Origin of the sequence: Sphingobium sp. B1D7B, from assembly GCF_025961965.1 — a bacterium.
Taxonomy (GTDB): Bacteria; Pseudomonadota; Alphaproteobacteria; order Sphingomonadales; family Sphingomonadaceae; genus Sphingobium.
In genome coordinates this window covers 530,245-553,569 of sequence record NZ_JAOQOR010000001.1, presented here as the reverse complement: position 1 = coordinate 553,569, position 23,325 = coordinate 530,245, and the positions used below count along the sequence as shown (strand labels likewise).

At 64.5% G+C, this 23,325-nt stretch carries 20 protein-coding genes; 13 read left to right on the top strand and 7 right to left on the bottom strand.

Translation table 11 applies throughout. The features are described from left to right. The first annotated feature begins 31 nt into the window (after nucleotides 1-31). On the top strand, nucleotides 32-1,222 hold the full coding sequence (locus tag M2336_RS02515) for a glycosyltransferase (protein ID WP_264573846.1): 1,191 nt from the start codon (nucleotides 32-34) through the stop codon (nucleotides 1,220-1,222). A 9-nt stretch (nucleotides 1,223-1,231) separates the two neighbouring features. On the opposite strand, the gene M2336_RS02510 is transcribed toward M2336_RS02515, so the two are convergent. Beyond that, nucleotides 1,232-2,758: a lipopolysaccharide biosynthesis protein gene (locus tag M2336_RS02510; protein WP_264592537.1), complete on the bottom strand. Its 1,527-nt coding sequence runs from the start codon at nucleotides 2,756-2,758 to the stop codon at nucleotides 1,232-1,234. A gap of 265 nt (nucleotides 2,759-3,023) precedes the next feature. Between M2336_RS02510 and rpsM the strand changes: the two genes are divergently transcribed. From rpsM to rplQ, 5 genes are all read left to right on the top strand, one after another. After that, nucleotides 3,024-3,392 carry a 30S ribosomal protein S13 gene (gene rpsM, locus M2336_RS02505; RefSeq protein WP_181558379.1) on the top strand — a complete coding sequence of 123 codons (369 nt, stop codon included), beginning with the start codon at nucleotides 3,024-3,026 and terminating at the stop codon, nucleotides 3,390-3,392. A gap of 491 nt (nucleotides 3,393-3,883) precedes the next feature. Then, on the top strand, nucleotides 3,884-4,273 hold the full coding sequence (rpsK, locus tag M2336_RS02500; RefSeq protein WP_014077853.1) for a 30S ribosomal protein S11: 390 nt from the start codon (nucleotides 3,884-3,886) through the stop codon (nucleotides 4,271-4,273). 128 nt (nucleotides 4,274-4,401) lie between these two features. Continuing rightward, a complete protein-coding gene (locus M2336_RS02495; RefSeq protein ID WP_181558380.1) occupies nucleotides 4,402-5,466 on the top strand; it encodes a DNA-directed RNA polymerase subunit alpha in 1,065 nt (354 codons plus the stop codon). Between the two features lie 175 nt (nucleotides 5,467-5,641). Further along, nucleotides 5,642-6,727 (top strand): radical SAM/SPASM domain-containing protein, encoded by a 1,086-nt coding sequence (locus M2336_RS02490; protein ID WP_264577179.1) that lies wholly within the window; start codon nucleotides 5,642-5,644, stop codon nucleotides 6,725-6,727. Between the two features lie 157 nt (nucleotides 6,728-6,884). Next, nucleotides 6,885-7,310, top strand: a complete 426-nt coding sequence (gene rplQ / locus M2336_RS02485) for a 50S ribosomal protein L17 (protein ID WP_181558381.1) — start codon at nucleotides 6,885-6,887, stop codon at nucleotides 7,308-7,310. A gap of 180 nt (nucleotides 7,311-7,490) precedes the next feature. On the opposite strand, the gene M2336_RS02480 is transcribed toward rplQ, so the two are convergent. From M2336_RS02480 to M2336_RS02455, 6 genes are all read right to left on the bottom strand, one after another. Continuing rightward, nucleotides 7,491-8,291 (bottom strand): IclR family transcriptional regulator, encoded by an 801-nt coding sequence (locus tag M2336_RS02480; RefSeq protein WP_181558382.1) that lies wholly within the window; start codon nucleotides 8,289-8,291, stop codon nucleotides 7,491-7,493. 138 nt (nucleotides 8,292-8,429) lie between these two features. Next, nucleotides 8,430-9,374, bottom strand: a complete 945-nt coding sequence (locus M2336_RS02475) for a hypothetical protein (protein WP_264573843.1) — start codon at nucleotides 9,372-9,374, stop codon at nucleotides 8,430-8,432. An 88-nt stretch (nucleotides 9,375-9,462) separates the two neighbouring features. Further along, entirely contained in the window at nucleotides 9,463-12,066 is a 2,604-nt protein-coding gene (locus tag M2336_RS02470) for a TonB-dependent receptor (RefSeq protein ID WP_264573842.1), read from the bottom strand. Nucleotides 12,067-12,310: 244 nt separating this feature from the next. Then, complete coding sequence (locus tag M2336_RS02465; protein WP_264573841.1) at nucleotides 12,311-13,888, bottom strand: tannase/feruloyl esterase family alpha/beta hydrolase; 1,578 nt, start codon at nucleotides 13,886-13,888, stop codon at nucleotides 12,311-12,313. Further along, on the bottom strand, nucleotides 13,885-14,373 hold the full coding sequence (locus M2336_RS02460; RefSeq protein WP_264571798.1) for a DUF3237 domain-containing protein: 489 nt from the start codon (nucleotides 14,371-14,373) through the stop codon (nucleotides 13,885-13,887). The genes M2336_RS02465 and M2336_RS02460 overlap by 4 nt, the downstream gene beginning before the upstream one ends. Nucleotides 14,374-14,389: 16 nt before the next feature. Further along, nucleotides 14,390-16,051 (bottom strand): carboxylesterase/lipase family protein, encoded by a 1,662-nt coding sequence (locus M2336_RS02455; RefSeq protein ID WP_264592536.1) that lies wholly within the window; start codon nucleotides 16,049-16,051, stop codon nucleotides 14,390-14,392. Nucleotides 16,052-16,406: 355 nt separating this feature from the next. Here M2336_RS02455 and M2336_RS02450 point away from each other — a divergent pair, with 355 nt between their 5' ends. The 7 genes from M2336_RS02450 to M2336_RS02420 all read left to right on the top strand — a co-directional run bounded on the left by M2336_RS02450 (nucleotide 16,407) and on the right by M2336_RS02420 (nucleotide 23,158). Then, entirely contained in the window at nucleotides 16,407-16,883 is a 477-nt protein-coding gene (locus M2336_RS02450) for a nuclear transport factor 2 family protein (protein WP_264592535.1), read from the top strand. A gap of 59 nt (nucleotides 16,884-16,942) precedes the next feature. After that, the gene (locus M2336_RS02445; protein WP_264592534.1) at nucleotides 16,943-17,422 is read left to right on the top strand and encodes a nuclear transport factor 2 family protein; all 480 of its coding nucleotides are present in this window, start codon (nucleotides 16,943-16,945) and stop codon (nucleotides 17,420-17,422) included. Between the two features lie 3 nt (nucleotides 17,423-17,425). Further along, a complete protein-coding gene (locus tag M2336_RS02440; protein ID WP_264592533.1) occupies nucleotides 17,426-19,657 on the top strand; it encodes a PQQ-dependent dehydrogenase, methanol/ethanol family in 2,232 nt (743 codons plus the stop codon). Nucleotides 19,658-19,786: 129 nt separating this feature from the next. Then, the gene (locus tag M2336_RS02435) at nucleotides 19,787-21,208 is read left to right on the top strand and encodes an MFS transporter (RefSeq protein ID WP_264592532.1); all 1,422 of its coding nucleotides are present in this window, start codon (nucleotides 19,787-19,789) and stop codon (nucleotides 21,206-21,208) included. 46 nt (nucleotides 21,209-21,254) lie between these two features. After that, nucleotides 21,255-21,719 (top strand): DUF3237 domain-containing protein, encoded by a 465-nt coding sequence (locus M2336_RS02430; protein WP_181558391.1) that lies wholly within the window; start codon nucleotides 21,255-21,257, stop codon nucleotides 21,717-21,719. A gap of 2 nt (nucleotides 21,720-21,721) precedes the next feature. Next, entirely contained in the window at nucleotides 21,722-22,195 is a 474-nt protein-coding gene (locus tag M2336_RS02425) for a nuclear transport factor 2 family protein (protein ID WP_264573836.1), read from the top strand. A gap of 174 nt (nucleotides 22,196-22,369) precedes the next feature. Next, nucleotides 22,370-23,158, top strand: coding sequence for an SDR family oxidoreductase (locus M2336_RS02420; RefSeq protein WP_264573835.1), 789 nt, complete (start codon nucleotides 22,370-22,372; stop codon nucleotides 23,156-23,158). Nucleotides 23,159-23,325: the final 167 nt, after the last annotated feature.

The following is a 23,325-nucleotide window of genomic DNA, read 5'->3' as shown; positions in this document are numbered from 1 at the left end:
CGCTGGGCGCAAATAGGACGGAGCGATAGTGGTGACGGGGATCGAAGCGCGGGTGATAAGCCTTCTGGATGATGGAAGGCGCCGCTACGATCCGGTCAAGCCTGTCATCCGGTCCCATCTCGCGCGCCGCTTCCCTCGCCAGGCCCAGACGCGGATTCTGTTCATCTATGCCGATGACCAGATCGCCTGGCCGCAAATCTACCCTTTCTATCATGACGCGGATCGCTTTGCCCGACAGGGCTATGCGTTCCGCGCCGTGCCCTATCCGGCGGAAAATGCGGAGCATCTGATCAAGGACGCGTCCGCCATCCTGATCCAGTCCTTTTATGTGTTGCCGGATGGCGAACTCGAGCGCGTATTGGAGCGGGTCAAGTCCGCCAATCCGCACGCGCCGATCACCTATCTCGACTGGTTCGCGCCGACCGATGTCCGCTTTGCCGACCGGGTTGCGGATTATGTCGATCTCTATGCCAAGAAATCGCTGATGCTGGATCGCGATCATTATCGTGTCCCTCAAGCAGCGCATACCAATCTCGCGGCTTATTACAGCGACAAGGCCGGGCTGATCGTGGACGAGCCGAACTGGCGCTGTCGGCCGGACATCGTCGACCGCCTCGTGCTGGCGCCGGCTTTTGCGACCGCGCCGGTGCTGCTCAAGGCGTTCGAGCAGCGTCAGGCGATCCCCAGCGGTCCCCGCCCCATTGACGTTCACGCGCGCTTCGCGCTCGCACCGGCGCAGTTGCACGCCGAGGGTCGCGTCGACGCGGGTGAGCGCACCCATTGGTATGTGATCATGCGCCGCGAGGCCGAGCAGGCCGTGCGAGCCCTTGCCGCGCGCCATCTGGTGGCGTGGCAGGGCCGGGTCGATCGGGCCGCGTTCATGAGCGAGATGGACCAGTCGCAGCTGTGCTTCAGCCCGTTCGGTTTTGGCGAGATCTGCTGGCGCGATCTGGAGGCGGTGCTGACCGGTGCCGTGCTGGTGAAGCCCGACATGAGCCATCTGGAAACCTTCTGCGACATCTACCGGGCCGGGGAAACCTATGTGCCGGTGCGTTGGGATCTGTCGGACCTGGAGGATGTCGTCGCGGACTTGCTCAAGCGGCCCGACGAATGCCGGGCCATTGCCGAGCGTGCCTTCGCTGCGATCAAGAGCCATCTTGATGGCCCCAAGCTCGAAATGCTGCTGCAGCGATTGACGGCAGGGACCGCCTCGGCCGGCTAAGCCTGCGTCTTATCGCTCGGACAATCCGGGCTGGGGTCTTTTGAACCGTCCCAGCTTGCGCAGGACGCCGCTGAAGATGGCGATCAGATCCGTTTCCGGCCCTGCAGGCCGTCCGCGCAGGATCCACACGCCCAAATGGCAGGCGATATAAGCCACACCGCCGACCGCAATCGTCGCCAGCAAACCGGACACGCTGTGCGCGACATGGGCGGGCAGGGCCATCTTGAAGGCGATCACTCCCGCGCACATGCCGCCCACGGCGACAAAGGTGCGCGCGCAGCCGAGAAACTGACGGCGGATGCTGACATGCACGATTTGCTTGGCGAGCAGCATGTTGAGCAGGACAGAGGCGAGGGTGGACAGCACGCGCGCGCCCAACAGCCCCGTTATGCCGAACAGCAGAAGCCCGGTGATGATAAGCGGCACGCGGAATGCAAAGGTCATGAGATCGCGAACGAACAGCGCGCGGGTCGCGCCCATTGCCATCGCGAGCGGCGCGGTAGCGGTGACCAGATTCTCGAACGCGAAGGTAAAGGCCAGCACTTGCATGATCGGGATGATCTCGATCCATTTCGGACCGAGCAACACGTGAACGAACATGTCGGCAACCAGGCCGAAGCCGGCGCCAGCCGGCACGCAGACGGCGAAAATGACGGTCAGCGTGCGCTGATAGGCCGCGGCGAGCCGGGCGGGATCGTGCCGTACCGCGGTGAGGCCGGGAAATAGCAGTCGGATGAGCGGCGTTGAGAGCTCGCGCGTGGGCATCCGCGCCTTCTCATCGGCATAGCTGTAAAATCCGACTTCGCGCTGCCCCAGAACACCGCCCAGCACGAGACTGTCGATGCGCGCGTTGACGGTCGTCAGCACCGAGCTGAAAGTCATCCAGATCGAGAAGGACCAGATCTCGCGCACCTTCGAGAGCCTGAGGCGCGGCAGATAGGGCGCATAGAGATGCGTGACCACTACGCTCAGGAACTGCATCAACACGATCGGGATCACGATCGCCCAATAGGTCTGGTACAGAAAGGCGATCACGACCGAAGCGGTAACGGCCGCCACGCGGGTCACGACACCGGCGATAGCATCCGGCGCAAAGGAGAGCTGCTTCTGGATCATCGGCCAGCGGGCACTGTAGAAGCCGCTGATGAAGGCCTGCCCCGCAAGCGCAAGCATGATCGGCGCCAGGCGACTGTCGTCATACATGGCCGCGACCGGCCAGGCTGCCCCGGCCAGCAGCAGCGTGAGCATCATCGCGCGGAGGAAGCCCAGCGTGAACGCGCTGTGGAAGTGATCGTCCTCGATATCGTTGATCTGGATGAGCGCCTCGGACAGCGGCATGGAGGTCAAGGCCGTCACGACCGCGCTGACCCCCAGTGCAATGGCGACCAGGCCGAAGTCTTCCGGCATCAGCAGGCGCGCCAGCACGATCGACGAGGCGAACGACACTGCGTTGATGATGACCTGCGAGGTCATCACCCAGCCGGCCCCCTTCACGAGTCGCGTGGTCACCGAGGATGTGGGAGCGCTTTGGGACATGAAAAAGGGGCTCTGATTCGGAAACGGGCGACAGGGCGGCGGGCTGGAAGGCTCATAAGAACCCGGCAGGGGTTTTGATACTGTTAAAGAGGCGGTCCGTTCCGGCCTGCCGTTGACAGGGCACGAGCGTTGCAGTAACGACCGCCGTTCCCAATGCGACAAGGTCAACGGCAGCGCGAGCGAGCGCTCGCCGTGCTTTGCGCGTCCGGGTTCAACGCTACGAGATAGGATGCCCGCCAGAGCATCCTGTGGAGCAGGAGGATATATGGCACGTATTGCGGGGGTCAACATCCCGACCAACAAGCGCGTGATCATCGCGCTGACCTACATCCATGGCATCGGTCCCCGGACCGCCGTGGGCATCGCCGACAAGCTCGGCATCGATCACAGCCGCCGGGTTCAGGATCTGACCGACGCGGAAGTGTTGCAGATCCGTGAAACGATCGACGCCGACCTGACGGTCGAGGGCGATCTGCGTCGCGAAACCGCGATGAACATCAAGCGCCTGATGGATCTGGCCTGCTATCGCGGCCTGCGTCATCGCAAGGGCCTGCCGGTCCGTGGCCAGCGCACGCATACCAATGCGCGCACCCGCAAGGGCAAGGCCAAGCCGATCGCCGGCAAGAAGAAGTAACGCAAGGCCGGATGGCGCGATGCTGGCATGGCTGCGGCCATGCCATCGCGAGCCGCCCGGCGCCGGAGCGATCCGGCTTCTTCTGTTCCGCCGGGCGCATGTGCTGAAACATCGCATCCGCACCCGCCAGAACAGTCCGGACCAGACGTCCCCGCCGTAGCAGGCCCGCCCAATGGGGGCGCGCCGGACCCGGCAAGGCCCGCAAGGCCAGGGGCGTGCAGGGGCAAGGCGAGACCACCGGACCATCCGGTTCCTCGCTCTCCGCCCCGGCAGCGTGCTAGCGCTCAGGTCTTGGTCCCGCATGGGATCGCCTCTTCCCGCAGGTCTGCCGATCATTCGGCGCCCGAAGCGAGATGGGTGATCGACATGGGGACCGGCAAAGGGACGATGCTCCCGGCGCGGACAGGCATGGCAGGGTGTGTGCGACGCAGAAATTGCGGAAACAGGCGCAGGCACCGGTTCAACCAGTTTCGAGTAGGAAAGTTAGTCAGATGGCACGGGAACCCCAGCGGCTTCGCAGGCGCGAGCGCAAGAATATCTCGGCAGGCGTCGCGCATGTGAACGCCAGCTTCAACAACACCATGATCACCATCACCGATGCGCAGGGCAATGCGATCAGCTGGTCCAGCGCCGGCATGATGGGCTTCAAGGGCAGCCGCAAGTCGACGCCTTATGCCGCACAGGTCTGCGCCGAAGACGCCGGCCGCAAGGCCGCCGAGCATGGCGTGCGCACCCTCGAGGTGGAAGTCAAAGGCCCCGGTTCGGGCCGCGAATCGGCTCTGCGCGCGCTGCAGGCCGTCGGTTTCACCATCACGTCCATCCGTGACGTCACGCCGATCCCGCACAATGGCGTGCGGCCGAGCAAGCGCCGCCGCGTCTGATTCGGCCCGACGAGCAGGGCGGGGGTTTCTTTGCGGAAACCCCATCCCTGCCCGACCATTCCTTCTAAGGCCGGGGCCGGATCGCAGCTGCACTCCACCGTCCTCCGCCCAACTCCCAGGGGAAATACATGACTGTCAACATCCGGAACTGGCAGGAATTGAAGAAGCCCAATGGCCTCGAGATCAAGGCCGGGGGCGACCCGAAACGCCGCGCGACCTTCGTCGCCGAGCCGCTTGAGCGCGGCTTTGGCCTGACGCTGGGCAACGCGCTTCGCCGCGTGTTGCTCTCCTCGTTGCAGGGCGCCGCCGTCACCGCGATCAAGATCGAGAACGTGCTTCACGAATTCTCGAGCCTCGCCGGTGTGCGCGAAGACGTGACCGACATCGTGCTCAACGTGAAGCAGATCGCGCTCAAGATGGAGGGCGAAGGCCCCCGCCGTCTTCAGCTCAGCGCCACCGGGCCCACGACCGTCACCGCTGGTGACATCGTGGTGACCGGCGACATGGCCGTGATGAACAGCGATCTGGTGATCTGCCATCTGGACGAAGGCGCCAGCTTCAACATGGAGCTGACCGTCGACACCGGAAAGGGCTATGTGCCTGCCGTGAACAACCGCCCGGCCGACGCGCCGATCGGCCTCATCCCGGTGGATGCGCTCTACTCGCCCGTGCGCCAGGTGGCGTATAAGGTCGAGAACGCCCGTATCGGCCAGGAGCTGGACTATGACCGGCTCAACCTGACGGTCGAGACGGACGGCACCGTCAGCCCCGAGGACGCCGTGGCCTATGCCGCGCGCATCCTGCAGGACCAGTTGCAGCTCTTCGTCCACTTCGAGGATGCGCTGCCGACCGCCGGCCCGAGCACGGGTGCAGGCGCCGGTGCCGCGGCCGACGAAGGCGAGGGCGATGCCAACCAGATCAACCGCTATCTGCTCAAGAAGGTGGACGAGCTGGAGCTTTCGGTCCGTTCGGCCAACTGCCTCAAGAACGATAACATCATCTACATCGGCGACCTCGTTCAGAAGACCGAGGCCGAGATGCTCCGCACGCCGAACTTCGGCCGCAAGAGCCTCAACGAGATCAAGGAAGTGCTTTCCAGCATGGGCCTGCGCCTCGGGATGGATATCCCGGGCTGGCCGCCGGAGAACATCGAAGAGATCGCCAAGAAGCTCGAGCAGGAGCTTTTGGGCTGAAAGCATGGGGTCAAAGCGAACCTTTGACCCGGTTCAGCTTGGATGATGAGAAAGGCCCCTGCCGCAAGGTGGGGGCTTTTTCTATGTAGGTGCAACGCAAGTGTTATTTTGAATGTACAACGTTTATAAATTTCAATGATATTTGCATACTTCACCAGCGAATCTGTGAGGCCCTGTGCAAATTGGAACATTGAGCCGGCTTGGCGCCAAAGCGTTGCGTAGAAGCTTTACCGAAGCATTGTTTTTTCGATCGCGCATTAATTTCACGCGCCCGTCAGACATCAAAGCGACATTGACCGAGCGATGCAATTATCGGTGCGTCTATTGTGCGCACTGGCGGCAGAAACATTATACGGACGAAATGCCGCTGGAAGCTTGGAAGCACGCTCTTCGGTCGTTGAAGGATTTCACACCCGGCTGTGCGGTCCAATTTATCGGCGGCGAGCCGATGATCGTCCCGTGGTTTTTCGATTTGGTTTCATTTTGTCACGAGGAAAGAATCGACTGGGGCGTCATCACGAATGGCTCCAGCCTCAGCGAAGCCCGGGTACAGGATATCGTCGCCGCAAAGCCTCTCAACATTGATGTCTCGATAGATAGCGCCCTTTCGGCCGAACATGATTCCTTACGAGGGGTAGCAGGATCATTGGGAAAAGTGCGTGCGGGCGTCGAGCGGCTGGTCGCTGAGAGGACGCGGACGCACAGCCGGTTCCTCATCCGGCTGAAACCGACGGTTACCAGGCAAACGATGACCTCGTTGCCAAACTTGGTAGATTGGGCCGAAACGCAAGTTGGCGTGTTTGTCGACTTTTCCCCGGTACGTCTCTGGCGCCAGTCTGATGTCCAAGCACTTTATCCGGCCACCCCGGAAGAATTACGTCAACTAGAGGCGGTGGTCGGCATCCTGATTAGGCGCAAAGTCGCCGGTGCACCGATTGAAACGAGCGCAGACAAGCTGCTGGCGATGATTGATCATTTCTCGGGTCGTCCGAACAGTCACGGTGTTGGTCGATGTAGGGTGGGACTACGTAGCCTCGACATTCGCCCGAACGGCGATGTCATCCATTGCTGGAACTTCAATCGGATCGGAAATGTCCGCGAAGCTTCGATTGCAGATATCTGGGAGAGCGCCGAGAGGCGGGCCATGATCGAGCAAACCGTCGCGTGCGATCTCTTCAAGACGACATGTAGCACCTCCTGTCATGCTCACAGGACCTTGCGTCAGGAGATTGCGCGCGGGATTCGCTATTTGCGCAGCTGACGCACAGAATGCTTTCCCTTGACTCTTCGCCCCCAACCCGCTTTAGGGCGGCGCTTCAAGTCCTTCTTGCAGGAGGCCGGGTTTTGGCGGTGCCCGTTATGCATCGCCTGGTACGGGGTGCCTTGCACGGCCCCATAACGAACGAAGGACTGGACTCATGCGTCACAGATATGGCGGCCGCAAGCTGCAGCGTACTTCCGCTCACCGCACCGCGATGTTCCGCAACATGGCGGCCGCGCTCATCAAGCACGAGCAGATCAAGACCACGCTGCCCAAGGCCAAGGAACTGCGCCCCTATGTCGAGAAGCTGATCACGCTCGCGAAGCGTGGGGGCCTTTCCAATCGTCGTCTGGCGCATGCCCGCCTGCTCGACGACGCGCAGCTCACCAAGCTGTTCGACGTGCTGGCCGAGCGCTACAAGGATCGCGCCGGCGGCTACACCCGCATCATCAAGGCGGACATCCGCGCGTCGGACGCCGTGCAGATGGCGATCATCGAGCTGGTCGACCGCGACGAGAGCGCCAAGGGCCAGGACAGCGGCCCGGTGCAGACCGCCGATGAGGACGAGCTGGAAGCCGCCTGAGGCCTCTACGGCCCGGCCTGACCGGACCAAGCACTTAAAAGGCCCCGCTGGCACGACCGGCGGGGCCTTTTGCTGTCTGCTGACAGGAAGCCGGAGGAGACGGCGAACCCGACGATGCCTTAAGCGCGCGGGGCCGCATCCCCACCCCGCAGCGAGGCCTCTCCGTCATGTCCCTATCGGTCAGAGGCTCTTGCGCTGTCGGCTTCCGCCATGGCCGAGCGCCGCGCTCATGCCGCGCGCGGCCTTGATCACGGCCGCGCTGAGGCTGGGCTGCATCTCGGCATCGTAGCGCACGGCGGGAATGGCGACGCCAAGGCTGCCGAAGATCTGGCCGCGCGCATTGAACACCGGCGCCGCCGTGCCATTGGTGCCAAGCGCGCTGGGGCTGGTTGCCACGAAGCAGCCCTGCTTGCGTACCCGCTCATTCTCGGTCTGCAGCAGCTCGTAGGTCATTGGCGGCGTGCCCGCCTCCAGCGGCGGCCCTTGCCGCTCGATGGCGATGCGTACATCGGCCTCGTCCAGCCAGGGCAGCATGGCGCGGCCGAGCGCGCCCCAGACGAGCGCGCGGGTCTTGTAGGTCTCCACGACATATTGGAGCGGGTGGAGCGCGTTGATCGTCTCGATGATCGAGCAGCTATGCTCGTTCGGCAAATAGAGCGCGAAGGCACAGGTCTCCTGAAACGCATCCGACAGGTCGGCGAGGAACGGCCTTGCAATGGCGCCATAATCGAATTGCGCGGCGACCATGGAGGAGAGGCGCACCAACTCGCGGCCGACGCGATAGCTGCCATGGCTCGACTTCTCGACAAAGTTCATCGCGCCTAGCGACTGCAGCAGGCGATAGGCGGTGCTGGTCGGGATGCCGACATCCTCGGCGAGGTCGCGCGGGGTGAATTCGCCATGCTCGGCGACAGACTTGAGCGCCCGCAGCGCGCGCTCGATCGCGCCGGTCATTTCGGGAGCTTCACTGGCCTTTGCCATCACCACGCATCCTTCTTGCCGCGCCGGCCGTTTCCCGCCCGCTCCGCGCAGCCCAGCTTCGCAGGCTCTTAGGGAGTGGGCGGTAAATTCGCAATCACCGGACCCCGGTCGCGCGCAATGCCAATTTGCGGCGCGGCTTCAGGGGAAGTTCTTGCGTTGGACCGTCCAGCGCGGATCGGTGCAGAGCGTGCAATCCGCGCCGACGAACCAGCGCGCGGCGCGCGCATCGCCCTTGAGCTGCCAATCCAGCCAGGCCAGCGCCACCGTGCCGTAAGCCCCGCCATTTTTGAGCAGGAAGGTGCCGGAATGGGCGACATCCTTGCGCACCGCGAGCATCGCCGGGATGCCGTTGATGCGCGAGAAGTCGTCCGTGCCGTTGGGCAGGGCGCTATCCTTCTCGCCATGAATATAGGCAATGGTGCCGTGGATCGTCTCGAGCGATTTCTTGGTGATCTCGGGCGCGCCGGGCAGGCCGCCGGTGCCGATGTTCCACACACCGCCATTGAGCATCAGCGTGGTCGTGACGCGCGGATCGGTGGAGGACATCGCCAGCGCCTGCAGCGTGCCGCAGCTATGGCCGGAAACGCCGATCTTGCTGGTATCGAGCCGGCCCTTGAGCGGGCTGCCCTCCTTGCTGTTCTGCGCCACTGCCCAGTCGATCGCCGCCTTCATCTCGTGCGGCAGCGTGCCGGTGGGGCCATCGAGCGGCGGCGGCGTTTCCGGCATGCCGAATTCGCGCGGCCAGCGCCCGAAATTATTCTCCTCGCCCTTGGGACCGATCTTGCCCAGCGCCACGACGAGATAGCCATGCGCGGCAATGTGATCGAGCATGTAGCGATAGGCATTGCCCTTGTCCGCGCAGCCGCCATTGGCCCAGATGAAGATGGGGAGCTTCTTGTCCCCGAGCGCGGCCAGATTGGCCGGCTGATAGACGGTGTGATGATCGAGGCCGTCAATCTCGTCGGTCATCGTTACCCGATAGGGGCCGGCTCCGCCGCTGGTGGAGGTGGTCGCTGGGGCCGTCGTGGCCAGCGCCGCACCGAGCGCGAGGGATATCAGGGCTTTGCTGCTGCTGTTCAACATTGCTGCCTCTCCGGCTTCATCGGGGGATTTGAGAAATGGCCGGGGCGGCGGCGGGATGATGGCCATCCCGCCGCCGCCTGCCGGTGCATCAGAAGATGCGCTTGAGCGACAGCGACCACTCGCGCGGCATGCCGGGATTGGCCGCCACCGTGCCCGAGTTGTTGTTGGGGCCGATGCCGGTCCAGTACAGCTTGTTGGTGATGTTGGTCACCTGCAGGGCAAGCTGCCAGTCATCATCCGCCGAGTTCCAGGCAATGCGGCCGTTGAGCAGACCGTAGGACGGCAGATAGGACAGCACGTTGTTCTGCACCGTCAGGGTCTGCTGCCGCGAACGCCAGCTCCAGTCGAGCCGCGGCGTGATCGAACCGGTGGAACCGAGATCGAACTTGTATTGCGCGCCGACGCTGATCTGGCGCTTGGGCGCATAAGGCAGCGTCATGCCGTAACGCAGGCCGGCGCCCAGACCGCCCGACGGTGCCGTGCAGGTCGTCGGCGTGAGGGCCGGCGAGCAGCCCGACAGCTGGTCATATTTGAAGTCCAGCAGTGCCGCCGATGCATCGATGAGCAGATTGTCGACCGGCTCGAGCGACAGTTCGGCTTCCAGACCCTTGAGCGTCGCCTTGCCCGCGTTGACGAAGTAGGAGCAGGTCAGGTCGTTGGGCGAAATCGGGCAGCCCGCATTCGGTGCGGTCGTCACGCGGGAGAAGACGCTCGCGATGAAGTCCGAATATTTATTGACGAATGCCGAGACGTTCAGCTGCGCGCGCCGATCGAAGAACCGCGACTTGAAGCCGATTTCATACGCCTTGAGGTTTTCGGGATCGAACGGAACCGCCTGCGCCGGTGTATAAGGACGGGGATTGATGCCGCCACCCTTGAAGCCGGTGGCGACGCTTGCATAGGTCATGATGTCCGGCGTCCACTGATATTGCAGCACAGCGCGCCAATCGACATTGTTGCCCTTGTAATCGCCCTCAGCGCCATTCAGTCCGCAGAACGCAACGTGGACGACGCCATAGTTCACGCCATTGACCGTGCAGGGGAAATAGGGCGCCGGGTTGCCGGCCTGCACGCCGGGACGACCGCCCCGGAAGAAGCGGAACGTCTTTTCCTCCTCGGAATAGCGGATGCCGCCGTTCAGCTCGAGCTTGTCGGTGATCCGCCAGGAGGCGTTGGCGAAGGCCGCCCAGTTGGTGGCGGGGATTTCGTCATATTCGGTGAAGATCAACAGACCCTGGTTGATCGTGCCGCGATAGGTGCCGAAGCGATTGATGTAGAAGCCGCCCACGACCAGATCGACCTTGTTGTCGAAAAGGCTGGAGGCAAGGCGCAATTCCTGGCTGAACTGCCAGTTGGTCGCTTCATAATCGATCAGCGCGTTGCTGAGCGGTGTGGCATCGAAATCCTGCACCCAGTTGGCCGTAAAGCTGCGATAGGCGGTGATCGAGGTCAGCTTGAGATTGTCAGAGAAGCTGTAATCGATGTTGCCGCTGACACCCCAACCATTCACCCGGCTCTGCGACTTGAAGCAATAGGGCGCGGAGCCATCCACCGGCTGCGCATCGCAGTAGGTGGAGTAATTGACGTAGGGGCTCTTGGTGAAGCTGTCTCCCGCCACGCCCCAGGGCGAATAGGGTACGAACGGCGAGGTACCGGTCGTGGGATTCCACAGGTTGAGGCCGTTGGTCGGGGCCGTGGAATACATGGGATAATTGCGGCTGAGGTTCAGCCCCGTCGTGCCCGGCGTGTAGCTGGTCGCGTTGGCCGTGCCGACGAAGATCAGCGTCTGCGGCGCGGCCTCCGAATCATCGCGGGTAATGTCGCCACTGATGTTGATCTCCAGATCCTCGGTCGGCACCCAGCGCAGGGAGCCGCGCGCCGCGACATAGGATTTGCCACCCTCCGTGCCGAGCTGGCACTTGCGGCCATCGGCTTGCGAGGGAATGTTGTAGACCGCGTCCAGTTGCGGATGGGTACAGGCGAAGTCATAGACCTTCACATAACCATCCTGATTGCGCGACACGCCCGAGATGCGGGCGAACAGGCGATCCGGCACGATGGTGAAGTTGGCGGCAGCGCGCACGTCCACGCGATTGAGGCTGCCAACGGTCGCTTCCACGAAGCCGCCGTCATTGCCATCGGGCTTCTTGGTGTAGAGCTTGATGGCGCCACCGATGGAGTTCATGCCCGCCAGTGTGCCCTGCGGCCCGCGCAGCACTTCGACCCGCTCCAGATCGAGCAGATCGAGCACCGATCCGGTGAGCGTCGAATAATAGACGTCATTCACATACACGCCCACGCCCGGCTCGAAGGCGAGGCTGAAGTCGGCCTGGCCGATGCCGCGAATATGGGCCTGCAGCGACGGGCCCTGCGGATTGCTCTCGCGCAGGTTCACGTTCGGCGCCTTGGTGGCGATCTCGGTGATGCTGGTCTGGCCGCGTGCCTCAAGCTGCTGCGCGCTCAGCGCGGTGATGGCGATCGGCGTCGACTGCACGTTCTGCGAGCGGAACTGGGCGGTGACGATGATGTCTTCCGTCTTGCCGCCCTCTTGCGGGGCGGCATCCGTCTGTGCGGCGGCCGCGTTGGCGAACAGGCTGGCGGGCACGCACAATGCGGCGGCTAGGGTAATGCGTGATATGCCACCGAGGCGGACATGGCCACGCGCGCGTCCTTTCAGAAACTCGGAAATCATTGGCTCTCTCCCTCAACTCGAATTTTGAAAAAATCGGCTGTCTGGACTCAGAATTTTGTCATTTTACGTCGTCTGAAAACTGGCCTGGCCCGGTCGCTGCGGTCTGGCTTCGTGCTTGTGTTTGCGCGATTGCGTGAACCGGATCGGGCCTTGCTCCCCCTTCTTCCCCTCCTTCTTCAGTGTCTGGCGCGCACTCTCCGGCAGAGTCGCTCAGGCGACGATCCATAGGGTGTCGCGAGTGTCGTTACGTGCCTCCCCGCGCATGGCTGTCGCAGCGCAGATCGGCGGCTGGCCCGGTCTCGGCAGCCTCGGAATGTGATGCTTGTGCGGGCCATGCGCAGAGCGGGCGGACCGCCGTTACGGCCCCGTTCGCGTCCGCATGCCGGGCGAGGATCGCGCCGGGCGCGGTGCCCTGCTCCACCCATGCCACCAGCGCCGCGAGCAGATCGCTCTCGGGCTTGCCGGTCGCGCTGCGGTCTTCCGATCCGCCGAAGCGGTCGGCGCCGGCCCCGCCCCGGCAGTGCTGCATGCCCGGGACCATGTAGAGCCGGGCGAAGGCGTCGCGGTCCTGCTCCGCCTCTGCGCCCATGCGCGCGAAGAGATCAAGCGTGGAGAGTGGCTGCACGGATGCATCGGCCCAGCCATGATAGAGGATCAGCTTGCCCCCGCGCGCCGCGAAGGCCCGCATGTCCGCGCTGCGGGCATCCATGGTCGCGAAGCTTTTGCGGGCGGCCGCGAGATCGGCGGCGAGATCGAAGCTGGCCGGATCCCAGCCGGCGTCGCCCCGGCCTGCACTGTGACGCGCATGGCCGAACATCTGGACAGGCAGCGGTGGCAGGCCGCCGGGGCGGGCCGTGATGCCGGGCAGCAGACCGAAATCATGGGTCTTGCCGGTGCTGTCGGTGAGCGGTGCAACGATGTTCGCGATGGTTCTGACCGTGGCGGGCGCAAGGCAGTCTTTGGATTGGCCTGGCTTGCAGGCGAGCTCCTCGACGCGGAAAGCGCAGCTGCGCGGATCGTCGATGATGCCATCAGCCGCGCCGTCATTCGCGTCGCAGCGCGCAATGGCGCGGCGGGAGACCAGATCCCAGTCCGCCGCGCTGATCGCGACGCCGTCGTTCTGCGTCTGGGCCAGATGCACATGCAGCAGCCGGGCGGCGAGCAGGGGCACGTCCAGACCCGGCGCGCCGATGAGCGCGCCGTCATAATCGCCGGGGTAGAGCTGTAGCTCGCGCAGGCCCTGCCGTCCCCCGCCGGAGCAGCCGAGAAAATAGGCGTGCGCGGCCGGCGCGCCGTAAAAGCCATCGATGATCGCCTTGGAGACCTGTGTCAGCCGGTGATAGGCGATATGGGCATAGGTTTCCGATTTGCGGGCATCGTCGATCCAGCGCTCGCCTTGGCGATGGCCGGTATCGCTGGAGGCAGCGGCAAAGCCCTGCTCCACGCCGCGCGCCATATCGGCATAATTATAATAGCCGGCCTCGCCGCCGACGCCGGTGCCGAGCAGGCGCCGATTCCAATCGCGGGGAAGCCAGAGCTCGAAGCCGATGTCGCCGTCGATCATGCCGGCCAATCGGCAGAAGTCCGCTCGCACCGCTTCGCCTTTCGGCGATGTCGGCGAGGTGGGACTCTGCCAGTGCGGCGCGGGGGCCACCGTTTCGAGTGTGGTGAGCGTCACGTTGGCAGGCAGGAGGGCGCGGGCCGCTGCGCAGCGATCGGCAAAGGCGGGTGCCTCATCGGCGGCGAGCGCAGCGGAGGCGCTGCCGAGCAGGCCCGCCAGAGCGAGGGTCTTACAAGCTGTGAGGGATCGCCGCGCGATCACAGCACCGCCCAGTAGGAGAAGACCGCGCGGTCGGCGCGGCGATCGATCTTGCCGACGAACATCGTGCGGCAGAGCCAGTCATGCGGGCCTTCCGGCGCATCGAACACCGGGCTGGCGCCGGCATAATAGTCCGCCGGGTCGACGGCCTCGTAATTCTGGAGCCGGGCCAGCACATCCTTGTTGCCATGCCGCACGCCGCGGTTCTGCAGCTCGATGATCGTGCCGTCATCCGCCTGGATCAGATAGCGCGCCTCGAACTTGACGGTGTGGTCGGTGCGGATGGTCGGCCAGTCGCCGCCACTGTGCGGGACGACGATCCCATTCAGGCGCGGGCCGCGTACGATGCCGCTTTCCACGCCCACAAAGCCGCGCTCGGCACCCCAGAAGGTGGGGCCGTAGCGATAGCGCTTGGTCAGCTCGATCTCGATCTCGAAGGCGAAATCGAGCGCGGGCGGCTGGCGCTCGGGCGTTAGCGATCTACTCATTAGCGGCCCCTCCTCATCAGCGTATCCAAGGCCCGGGCGGGCGCGGTTCGCGTTCGCCGAGCTGCTCGGAGCCGAAGCGCGCCATGTAGCTGCGCTGCGCGGCCAGCGGATCGGATTCGAGCCGAACGGTCTTGCCGAAGCGCATCGTGGCCCGCAGCGAGGTTTCGTAGGGCAGCCACACCGGCATGTGCGGATTGTCCGGCCGGCCGGTCCGCGCGAAGGACGTCCACGCGCCGGACATGGCGGCGCGCAACGCATCGGCCTCGGGCGTCACCGTGCCGACGCCGGAGTGCGCCTCGATATTGCCGAAGGTGAAGGCCAGCTCGATACCGTGAGGCGAAACGCCGTGCAGGCTGCCGGTGTCGGTCGGCCAGTCGACCAGATAGAGATAGGCCGGCGCCCGCCCGAGCGCAGCCTTGCTTTCGGCCTGGATCGTCGCGTCGAGCAGATAGGACCGGTCGGTGGTCAGCCGTGCGAACAGCCGGGTGTTGCTATGATCGGGGAACATGCCCCGCCAGGTCTCGATGGCCTTGGGCGCCTCGCCAGGCGGGAAGAACCGCAGCGATTCCTCCTGCACCCGCGCATCGCTCATGGTATCGTAAGAAGGCACATGGCCGAGGAAGATCGTCGTTTCCTCGATCGTGGTGCCGAGCATCATCGGCACGTCAGCGCTGAGCAGCGGCGCGTGCGGCAGGAACGGGTGCTGGACCACGCTCAACCCATCCACGAAGGGACGGAACTGGCCGGTCTCGTTGCGCACCTCGATGCCGGTGGCGGTGAGCGTGCGGGTCGGCACGTCCGCCAGCCGGCGGAGCCCGCCTTTGCGGATGCCGAGCTTGTGCAACAGGCGGTCGGCGCGATCGAGCGAGACTTCTCGCGAGTCGAGCCGGATGCCGGGGCCGCTTTGTGAGATGGCGCGGTGGAACAGGCCCGAGGCCGATGGCATCGTCATCATCGCATTGATTTTGCGGCCGCCGCCGGAATGGCCGAAGATCATCACCCGGCCGGGATCGCCGCCGAACTGGCCGATATTCTCGCGCACCCAGGCGAGGGCCAGCGCAATGTCGAGTGCGCCGGCATTGCCGGAGAGCGCATAGCGCTCATCGCCCGCTTCCGAGAGATTGAGATAGCCATGGACGTTGAGGCGATGGTTGATCGAGACCAACACGACGTCATGATTGCGCGCCAGCCAGGCGCCATTGCTGACAGGATCGTCCGAGCCGCCGACTTCCCAGCCGCCGCCATGGACCCAGACCATCACCGGCTTGCTGCCGGTCAGCGAGCCGGTCCAGACATTGGCGACGAGGCAGTCTTCCGAATGCGTGGGCGTGTCGGGACCCCCGAGAAAGCCATGCTGCGGGCAGCGCGGCCCGTAGCGCGAGGCGTCGCGCACATCGCTCCAGGGCTTGCGTGGGACAGGCGGGAGGAAACGTGCGGCGCCGCCCGTCGGCTCGCCATAGGGAATGCCCTTGAACGCATAAACGGCGCCCTCGGTAATGCCCTGCACCATTCCGGCCGAGGTCGAAACAATGGGCCGCTCACCGACGGTGCCGATGGCGGCGAGCGAGGGCGCGGCGATCAATCCGACGCCAGCGCCGAGCAGGCCGCGCCGCGAGAAGGTCATGTGTGGCCGCCGTGACGGGCTGCCGGTGCGCGCGGTGGAGAACGGATCGCTCATCGCATCGCCTTCCGCGCCCGGAAGGCGCGCTGAGACACGCGGATGCAGCCGGGATGCAGCATTGTCCTCTCCTGTGAACCAAGCTCCTGCCGCGACTCTTTCTTGAATCGTCTAGCAATCGTGAGATGAAACTTGCAAATTTGTTCATTCAGTGCAAGCTGGTTCCGTTCAATGAGAAAAAATCGCCGTTTCCCATTTCGTTGCGGAGCGGTTGAGCGGGGGAATGCGGATCGCCGAGTCGGGCCAGAGCTCTAAACCAGGCGGCCGCGCGGAGAGGGTGCGATTCGGTCCGGCGCGTGCGCGACGGGCCGTCGACACCGGATCGGACGATCATGGGTCGGGGAGAGGTGAGAGGATGAAGATATCGCTAGTGCTGGGTGCCCTTGTGCTGGTGGGCGTGACCGCCGCGATCAGCTGGTGGCTTGGGATCAATCACGAGCGCAGGCGTGAGCAGGCCAATATCGAGATGGTGCTGGCGATGTGGGATGGCGTCATCAATCGCGCCGATCCCGATGCGGTGATGAAATACATCGATGAGGATTACATCCAGCATAACCCCAATGTGCGGCAGGGCCGCGAGGGCGTGCTGGAGCTGATCTCGCTGATCCGCAATCCCCCGCCCGCAATGGTCCCGCCCGGCAAGAAGACGCTGAAGAAAGCCATCGCGCAGGGCGACTATGTGGTGGTGATCTGGACCCAGCCGCAGCCCGATCCGCACAATCCCGGCGAGACCTACTCCGGCGAAGCCTTCGACATGTTCCGCATCGCCAATGGCAAGGTGGTCGAGCATTGGGACGATACCCGCAAGGCGCTGACACCCTGGCGGCGCTAGGGGCTGACCCCAGTTCCGGCGCCCAAGACAAGATTTGAGACCTGAGGAGAGGAACGTTCATGGCCAGTTTCGCTGATGACCGCGCGGAAATCGAGGATCTGCAAGCGCGCTATCTGTTCGCGCTCGATTGGCAGGACCCGGATGGCTACGCCGGCACCTTCGCGCCGGAAGGCGTGCTGGACTGGGCCGGCGGCATCGTGCGCGGGCGCGAGGCGATCCGCGAGGAATGCAAGGGCATGCGCACCTACTTTTCGGGGCGCGGCAAGGGCGAGGAGCCGACCCGCCCGCCGCGGCTGCGCCACTTCATCACCAACATCACGGTGAAGGTGGAAGGCGACAAGGCCTGGAGCCGCTCCTTCTGGTTCGAGATCGACAACGATACCCGCCTGCGCACGCCCTATGTCGGCGGCTACGGCCATTATGAAGACGAGTTGCGCCGCGTCGATGGCAAGTGGCTCTTCACCTTCCGCAAGATCTGGAACGAGTGCATGGAGGACCGCGCCGCCGAATATGTGAACCCCGTCACGCAGATGGGTTGAGCAGTGTCCGGGCGTCCTGCCGTGCCGCCATCCGGTGTGTCGAGCCTGCTTGGCGCCATGCTGGGCCTTGCCCTGCTGGCGGCCTGCTCGAACGCGCCGCCCGGCAGCATGGCGGGACCGCCTCCGTTCGGTGCGGGCGACGATTGGGACAATCCGGGCGGGGACTGGGCGGAAAGCCGCTACTCCCGCCTCACCGACATCGACAAGACCAATGTGGGTAGGCTCGGCCTCGCCTGGGATTATGATCTCGGCACCACCCGCGTGCAGGAAGCGACGCCGGTCGTCATCGACGGGGTGATGTATACGTCGGGCAATCTCGGCCGGGCCTATGCGCTGGACGCGGCAACGGGCCGCCAACTCTGGGCCTTCTCGCCCGAGGTCGACATGCAGGTCAATCGCTACGCCTGTTGCGATCAGGCCAATCGCGGCGTGGCCGTGGCGGACGGGAAAGTGTTCGTCGCCGCGCTCGACGGATGGCTCTATGCGCTCGACCAGAAGACCGGCGCGGTCGTCTGGAAGGTCGACAGTTTTCTCGATCGCAGTCGGGCCTATACCAGCACCGGCGCGCCGGAAGTGGCGGGCGACCTCGTCATCATCGGCAATGCCGGCGCGGAATATGACACGCGCGGCTATGTCATCGCGTTCGACATCCGCACCGGCAAGGAAGTCTGGCGCTTCTACACCATACCGCGCGATCCCGCGCTTGGGCCGCAGGAAAGCAAGGCGCTGGAGGCGGCGCTCAAGACCTGGAATCCGAAAAGCCGCTGGGATATCGGCGGCGGCGGCACGGCCTGGGATGCGATCACCTACGATCCCGAATTCGATCAGGTCATCATCGGCGTCGGCAATGGCGGGCCTTATGCGCAGGCGATCCGTTCGCCGGGCGGCGGGGACAATCTCTACCTGAGCTCGCTGGTCGCGCTCGACCGCAAGACGGGCGCGATGAAATGGCATTTTCAGGAGACGCCGGGCGACAACTGGGATTTCACCTCCGTCCAGCCCATGATCCTGACGCGTATGGCGGTGAACGGCGCCGAGCGCCCCGTGCTGCTGCACACGCCCAAGAACGGCTTCTTCTTCATGCTGGATCGGGAGACGGGCAAGCCGCTCGCGGTGCATAGGATGGTGCGCACAAGCTGGGCCTCGGGCTGGGACCTCAAGACCGGCAAGCCGATCGCCACGCCGGAATATTCGGACATCAACGCCGGCCCCAAGCTGGTCTTCCCGGCCCCGCCCGGCGCGCGCAACTGGTATGGCGCGGCTTATGATCCGCAGCGCAAGATGTACGTCGCCCATTTTCTCGACATGGGTAATCTCATCATGGTGCCGCCCGCCAATCTGACGATGCCGCGCCGCAATCTGGCGCTGAACGCGGGCACGGAATCGATCTTCACGCCCTTTCTGGAAGCGGCGCTTCCGGGTCTGCCGAAGGATGTGCAGAAGACCATCACCGATCTGCCGCAATGGCAATGGGTGAAGGACAAGCCCTGGGCGGCCGATGTGCGCGCCGTCGATCCGGTGACCGGCAGGACGATCTGGAGCTATCCGCGCGAGGACGGCTGGCAGGACCGCAGCGGCGTACTCGCGACGCAGAGCGGCCTCACCATCTTCGGCACGCTGTCGGGCAAGCTGGTCATCCTGGATTCCGATACCGGCAAGGTGCTGCGCACGATCGACACCGGTCGCTCGATCCTTGCCGCCCCCATGACCTACCGGGTGAAGGGCGTGCAATATATCGCGGTGCAGACCGGCTGGGGCGGGGGCGGCTGGGGGTTGGTCCCCGATTATTCCGCCGCCTATGCCAAGGGGAACGCCAATCGCATCCTGGTCTTTCGGCTGGATGGCGGACCAGTGCCGATCCCGCCGGACGTCCCGCCGGAGGGGCCGATCCCGGCCCCGCCCGTGCAGATCTCCGGCACCGATGCCGATCGGTTGGCGAAGGGCCGGGTGCTCTTCTCAAAGAATTGTTCGATCTGCCATTCCAACATGCCGCGCGCACCGCTGCCGAGCCTGACCCGCATGAGCGACGGCGCGCATCAGGCGTTCGAGCAGATCGTGCTGGAAGGGCTGCTGCTGCCCAACGGAATGCCGCGCTGGGACGATCTGCTGACGCGCGCCGACGTGCAGGCGATCCATGCCCATCTGATCGATCTGCAGAGCAAGACATACGCCCGGCAGCAGGCCGGAGCGCCGCCGGAAACCCCGATCTACTCCCGCATCACCACGGCCAACTGATGAGAGCATGAGCGAGATGGATACCATATTCTCACTGTCTGGATTGATGTCGCTCTCGAGAGATGTGGAGAGGCGCGCCCTGAGGATGAGCATTCTTGTCTGCCCGGCCTCGGACGCGGGTGCTCGCGTATGACTGCCGCAGCGACGGCCCTGCCCGAGCAGGATGGCATCGACATCTTTGAATCGGCCCGGCTCAAGCCGCGCTACTGGCTGCTCGTCGTCCTGTTGATGACGCAGGGCTTGTTCGAGTTTTTCGATTTCTACATCATCGGCTTTCTGGTCAGCGTCATCGGGCCGGAATGGAACCTCACCTTCGGCCAGGTCTCTATCGTGCTGCTCTCGGCGGGCGTGGGCCAATTGGTCGGTGCGCTCCCCTTCGCCTGGTTCGCGGACCGCTATGGGCGCAAGCCGGCACTGATTTCCGGGATTGTGCTCTATTCGCTGGCGGCCGGCTGCGCGGCCTTCGTGCCGGACGGGAGCTGGATGCTGTTCGCGTTCCTGCGCTTCATCGTCGGGGTGGGCTATGGCGGCACGCAGATCACCTTGCTGATAGAGATCGCGCCGACGCGCTGGCGCACCATGATCGCCAGTGCGAGCGGCCTGATCGCGCCCGGCGGGGTGTTGCTGGCCTCGTTGCTGGTCGCCAATTTCCTGCCGACCATCGGCTGGCGCGGCTTGGCCCTGCTCGGTTTCTTCCCGCTGGTCATCGCCTTCGCGCTTTACTTTCTGGTGCCGGAATCGGTCCGCTGGCTGGTCTCCCAGGGCCGCGCGACCGAAGCGCATGATGTGCTCGCCAAATATGTCGATCTGCCCAAGGACCAGATCCCGCTGCCGCGCGTTCCCAAGGAAGTGCGCCGTGCGCGCTTGCGCGACATTGCCCTCTATCCGGGCCGCTTCTGGCTGATCGTGGCGACCAGTTCGGGGCTCGGCATCGCCGGCTTCGGCGTGGCCTTGTGGGGGCCGACGGTGCTCACCATGCTGCTCAAGATCCAGCCGGCCGAGGCGGCTGCCTATTTCGTGTTCGTGAGCATCGCCGGCATCGCCGGCCGGGCGCTGTGGACGGTCACCCCGCACTTCATCGGTCGCTGGCGCTCCGCGCTCATCTGCCTGTTCGGCACGGCGGTGACGATCAGCGCGGCGGCCTTCCTGCACCCTTATTTCGTGGCCGGGGTGCCCGTGTTCCTGCTGTGCCTGATGTGCGGATCGCTCTTCTACGATGGCGGGGCCTCCAACAGCTCGCCTTACGGGACGGAATTATTCCCGGTCCGCCTCGCCGGGCTGGGCGGCGGCCTCGTCCAGATGGTCAGCGGCTTCGGAAAGCTGCTCGGGCCGATCATTCTCGCGCTGATCGCCGGCAGCGGCAATCTGCTCTCGCCGCAGGCAACGGAAGCCGCGATTACGCCCGGCTTCCTCACGCTCGCCGCCTTTGCCGTCGTCGGCTTCCTCGCCACCTCGATGCTGCGATACGAAACCCATGGCGTCCGCATGGTGACCGACGAGGACGATTTCGTCTCCGGCAAGGTCAACGCCAAGCCGCCGCCGCTCGCCTGAGCGCCGCCACCCGCCTCATCCACACACCCACATGCAAGGAACCGGTATGCAACCGCCTGAACTGGAATATGTCTTCACCATCGAGATCGATCTGAGCCCCCGCTTTCGCTACGGCCCGACCACGGACGGGCTGGAGCGCGGCTATGTCGGCGTGCTCGGTGGCCGCATCACCGGTCCGCGCCTCAACGGACGCATCGTGCCCCACACCGGCGGGGACTGGCCCAGCATCCGCCCGGACCAGACCTGCGACTTCAATGCGCGTTACCTGATCGAGGCCGATGACGGCACGCTGATCCAGCTGCGCAACACCGGCGTGCGCCATGGCCCCAAGGAAGTGCTGGATCGCCTGCAGAATTATGAGCCGGTCGACCCCTCCGAATATTATATGCGGGTGACGCCGCAGTTCGATGCACCGGAAGGGCCGCATGGCTGGCTCAGCCGGACCGTGTTCATCGGCAAGACGGATCGGCAGAAGACCAAGTCCGTGTTCAACTATTGGGCGGTGCTCTGAACATGGCGGAGTCCTCTGCAGGGCTGTTTCCGGTGGATCGGGCGATCGCGCAGGGCGCGGTCGTCGATCCGGCACAGGCCGGGAGCGCCGATCATGTCGCGCTGACGGCGCGTAACCGGGCGTTGATGATCGACTTCGTGACGATCCTCTATGAACAGCGCGATCCCCGCCGAGCCTTTGAGCGATATGTCCATGAGGATTATATCCAGCACAACCCGATCATCGCCGACGGCCGCGAGAATGCGCTCAAATGGCTGGAGCCGGTCTTCTCCAAGGCGGGCACGGAGATTCAGGTCCGGCGGGTGCTGGTGGATGGCGATTATGCCACCGTGCAGATCATCGGACGGATGGGGCCGGAGGATGGCGGCAGCGCGGTCATGAACATCTTCCGCATCGAGGACGGGATGATCGTTGAGCATTGGGACGTGACGCAAGCGATGCCGGCGGAAACGGCAAGTGGGCGGCCTTTGGGTTGAGGGCAGCGCCAATAACTTGAGCCGTCATTCCCGCGAACGCGGGAATCCAGAACCCAGCCGCATTGCCATCGCGCCTCTGGATTCCCGCGTCCGCGGGAATGACGAGAGTGTGATGGTGTCAGCCGCTCGCCGACGCTAGGCTGGGCCGAACGAGAAACACAGGAGAGGCAAGCCATGGATCTGGGCATCAGGGGCCGCAAGGCGATCGTCAATGGCGCCAGCGCCGGCATGGGCAAGAGCGCGGCGATGGCGCTGGCCCGCGAGGGCGTGGACGTGTTCATCTCGGCGCGGGGCGAGGACCGGCTGATGCGCGCGGCGCAGGAGATTGCCGATGAGACCGGCGCGCGGGTCCTGCCAATCGTCGCCGATCATGCCAGCGCCGAGGGGCGCGAGCGCATTCTGGCGGCCTGCCCGGAGCCGGACATTCTCGTCGGCACCTGCGCCCCGCCGCCGATGACGCCGGACTATCGCGCGATCACCGGTGAGCAATGGCAGAGCGCCATCGAAATTTCGCTGCTCTCGCCCATCGAGTTCATGCGCCGCGTGCTCGATGGCATGGTGGAGCGCCGATGGGGCCGGGTGGTGAATATCGCTACGGTGGCGGCGAAATATCCTGGCGAAATCCGGGCGCTCTCGGGCAGCACGCGGGCGGCGCTGGTGAACTACAGCGTCGCCGTCTCGAAGGTGGTCGCCAAGCACAATGTCGTCATCAACAACCTGCTGCCGGGCATGCACCACACCGCGACAGTCGAGGACCAGTTCAATGCCCGCGCGAAGGCCAAGGGCACGACCTATGAGGATGAGGTCGCCGAGTTCGTGCGGGACTGGCGGATCGCCAGCGGGCGCTTCGGCAATGCGGAGGATGTCGGGGCGTTCGTGGCGATGTTCTGCAGCGAGTTTGCCAACTACACCACGGGGCAGAGCCTCACTATCGACGGCGGTGCCACGACCTCGACCTTTTAGAGGAAGGTCGGTCGGTCGGGCGGATTAGGAGACATAAGATCTCCGTTCGTCCGAGCCCGTCCAAGGGCGGTCCTTCTCTGCTCAGCCTCGAGGGTAGAAGAACGGGGCTTCGACAAGCTCAGCCCGAACGGCGTGGGGGAAGGCCGAACCGTGATCGGGGTTAAGGC

Excerpts from the sequence above, each read along its gene's own strand:
- M2336_RS02510 (WP_264592537.1), bottom strand. The coding sequence starts at position 2,758 with ATGTCCCAAAGCGCTCCCACATCCTCGGTGACCACGCGACTCGTGAAG.
- rpsM (WP_181558379.1), top strand. The coding sequence starts at position 3,024 with ATGGCACGTATTGCGGGGGTCAACATCCCGACCAACAAGCGCGTGATC.
- rpsK (WP_014077853.1), top strand. The coding sequence starts at position 3,884 with ATGGCACGGGAACCCCAGCGGCTTCGCAGGCGCGAGCGCAAGAATATC.
- M2336_RS02495 (WP_181558380.1), top strand. The coding sequence starts at position 4,402 with ATGACTGTCAACATCCGGAACTGGCAGGAATTGAAGAAGCCCAATGGC.
- rplQ (WP_181558381.1), top strand. The coding sequence starts at position 6,885 with ATGCGTCACAGATATGGCGGCCGCAAGCTGCAGCGTACTTCCGCTCAC.
- M2336_RS02480 (WP_181558382.1), bottom strand. The coding sequence starts at position 8,291 with ATGGCAAAGGCCAGTGAAGCTCCCGAAATGACCGGCGCGATCGAGCGC.
- M2336_RS02475 (WP_264573843.1), bottom strand. The coding sequence starts at position 9,374 with ATGTTGAACAGCAGCAGCAAAGCCCTGATATCCCTCGCGCTCGGTGCG.
- M2336_RS02470 (WP_264573842.1), bottom strand. The coding sequence starts at position 12,066 with ATGATTTCCGAGTTTCTGAAAGGACGCGCGCGTGGCCATGTCCGCCTC.
- M2336_RS02460 (WP_264571798.1), bottom strand. The coding sequence starts at position 14,373 with ATGAGTAGATCGCTAACGCCCGAGCGCCAGCCGCCCGCGCTCGATTTC.
- M2336_RS02455 (WP_264592536.1), bottom strand. The coding sequence starts at position 16,051 with ATGAGCGATCCGTTCTCCACCGCGCGCACCGGCAGCCCGTCACGGCGG.
- M2336_RS02450 (WP_264592535.1), top strand. The coding sequence starts at position 16,407 with ATGAAGATATCGCTAGTGCTGGGTGCCCTTGTGCTGGTGGGCGTGACC.
- M2336_RS02445 (WP_264592534.1), top strand. The coding sequence starts at position 16,943 with ATGGCCAGTTTCGCTGATGACCGCGCGGAAATCGAGGATCTGCAAGCG.
- M2336_RS02435 (WP_264592532.1), top strand. The coding sequence starts at position 19,787 with ATGACTGCCGCAGCGACGGCCCTGCCCGAGCAGGATGGCATCGACATC.
- M2336_RS02430 (WP_181558391.1), top strand. The coding sequence starts at position 21,255 with ATGCAACCGCCTGAACTGGAATATGTCTTCACCATCGAGATCGATCTG.
- M2336_RS02425 (WP_264573836.1), top strand. The coding sequence starts at position 21,722 with ATGGCGGAGTCCTCTGCAGGGCTGTTTCCGGTGGATCGGGCGATCGCG.
- M2336_RS02420 (WP_264573835.1), top strand. The coding sequence starts at position 22,370 with ATGGATCTGGGCATCAGGGGCCGCAAGGCGATCGTCAATGGCGCCAGC.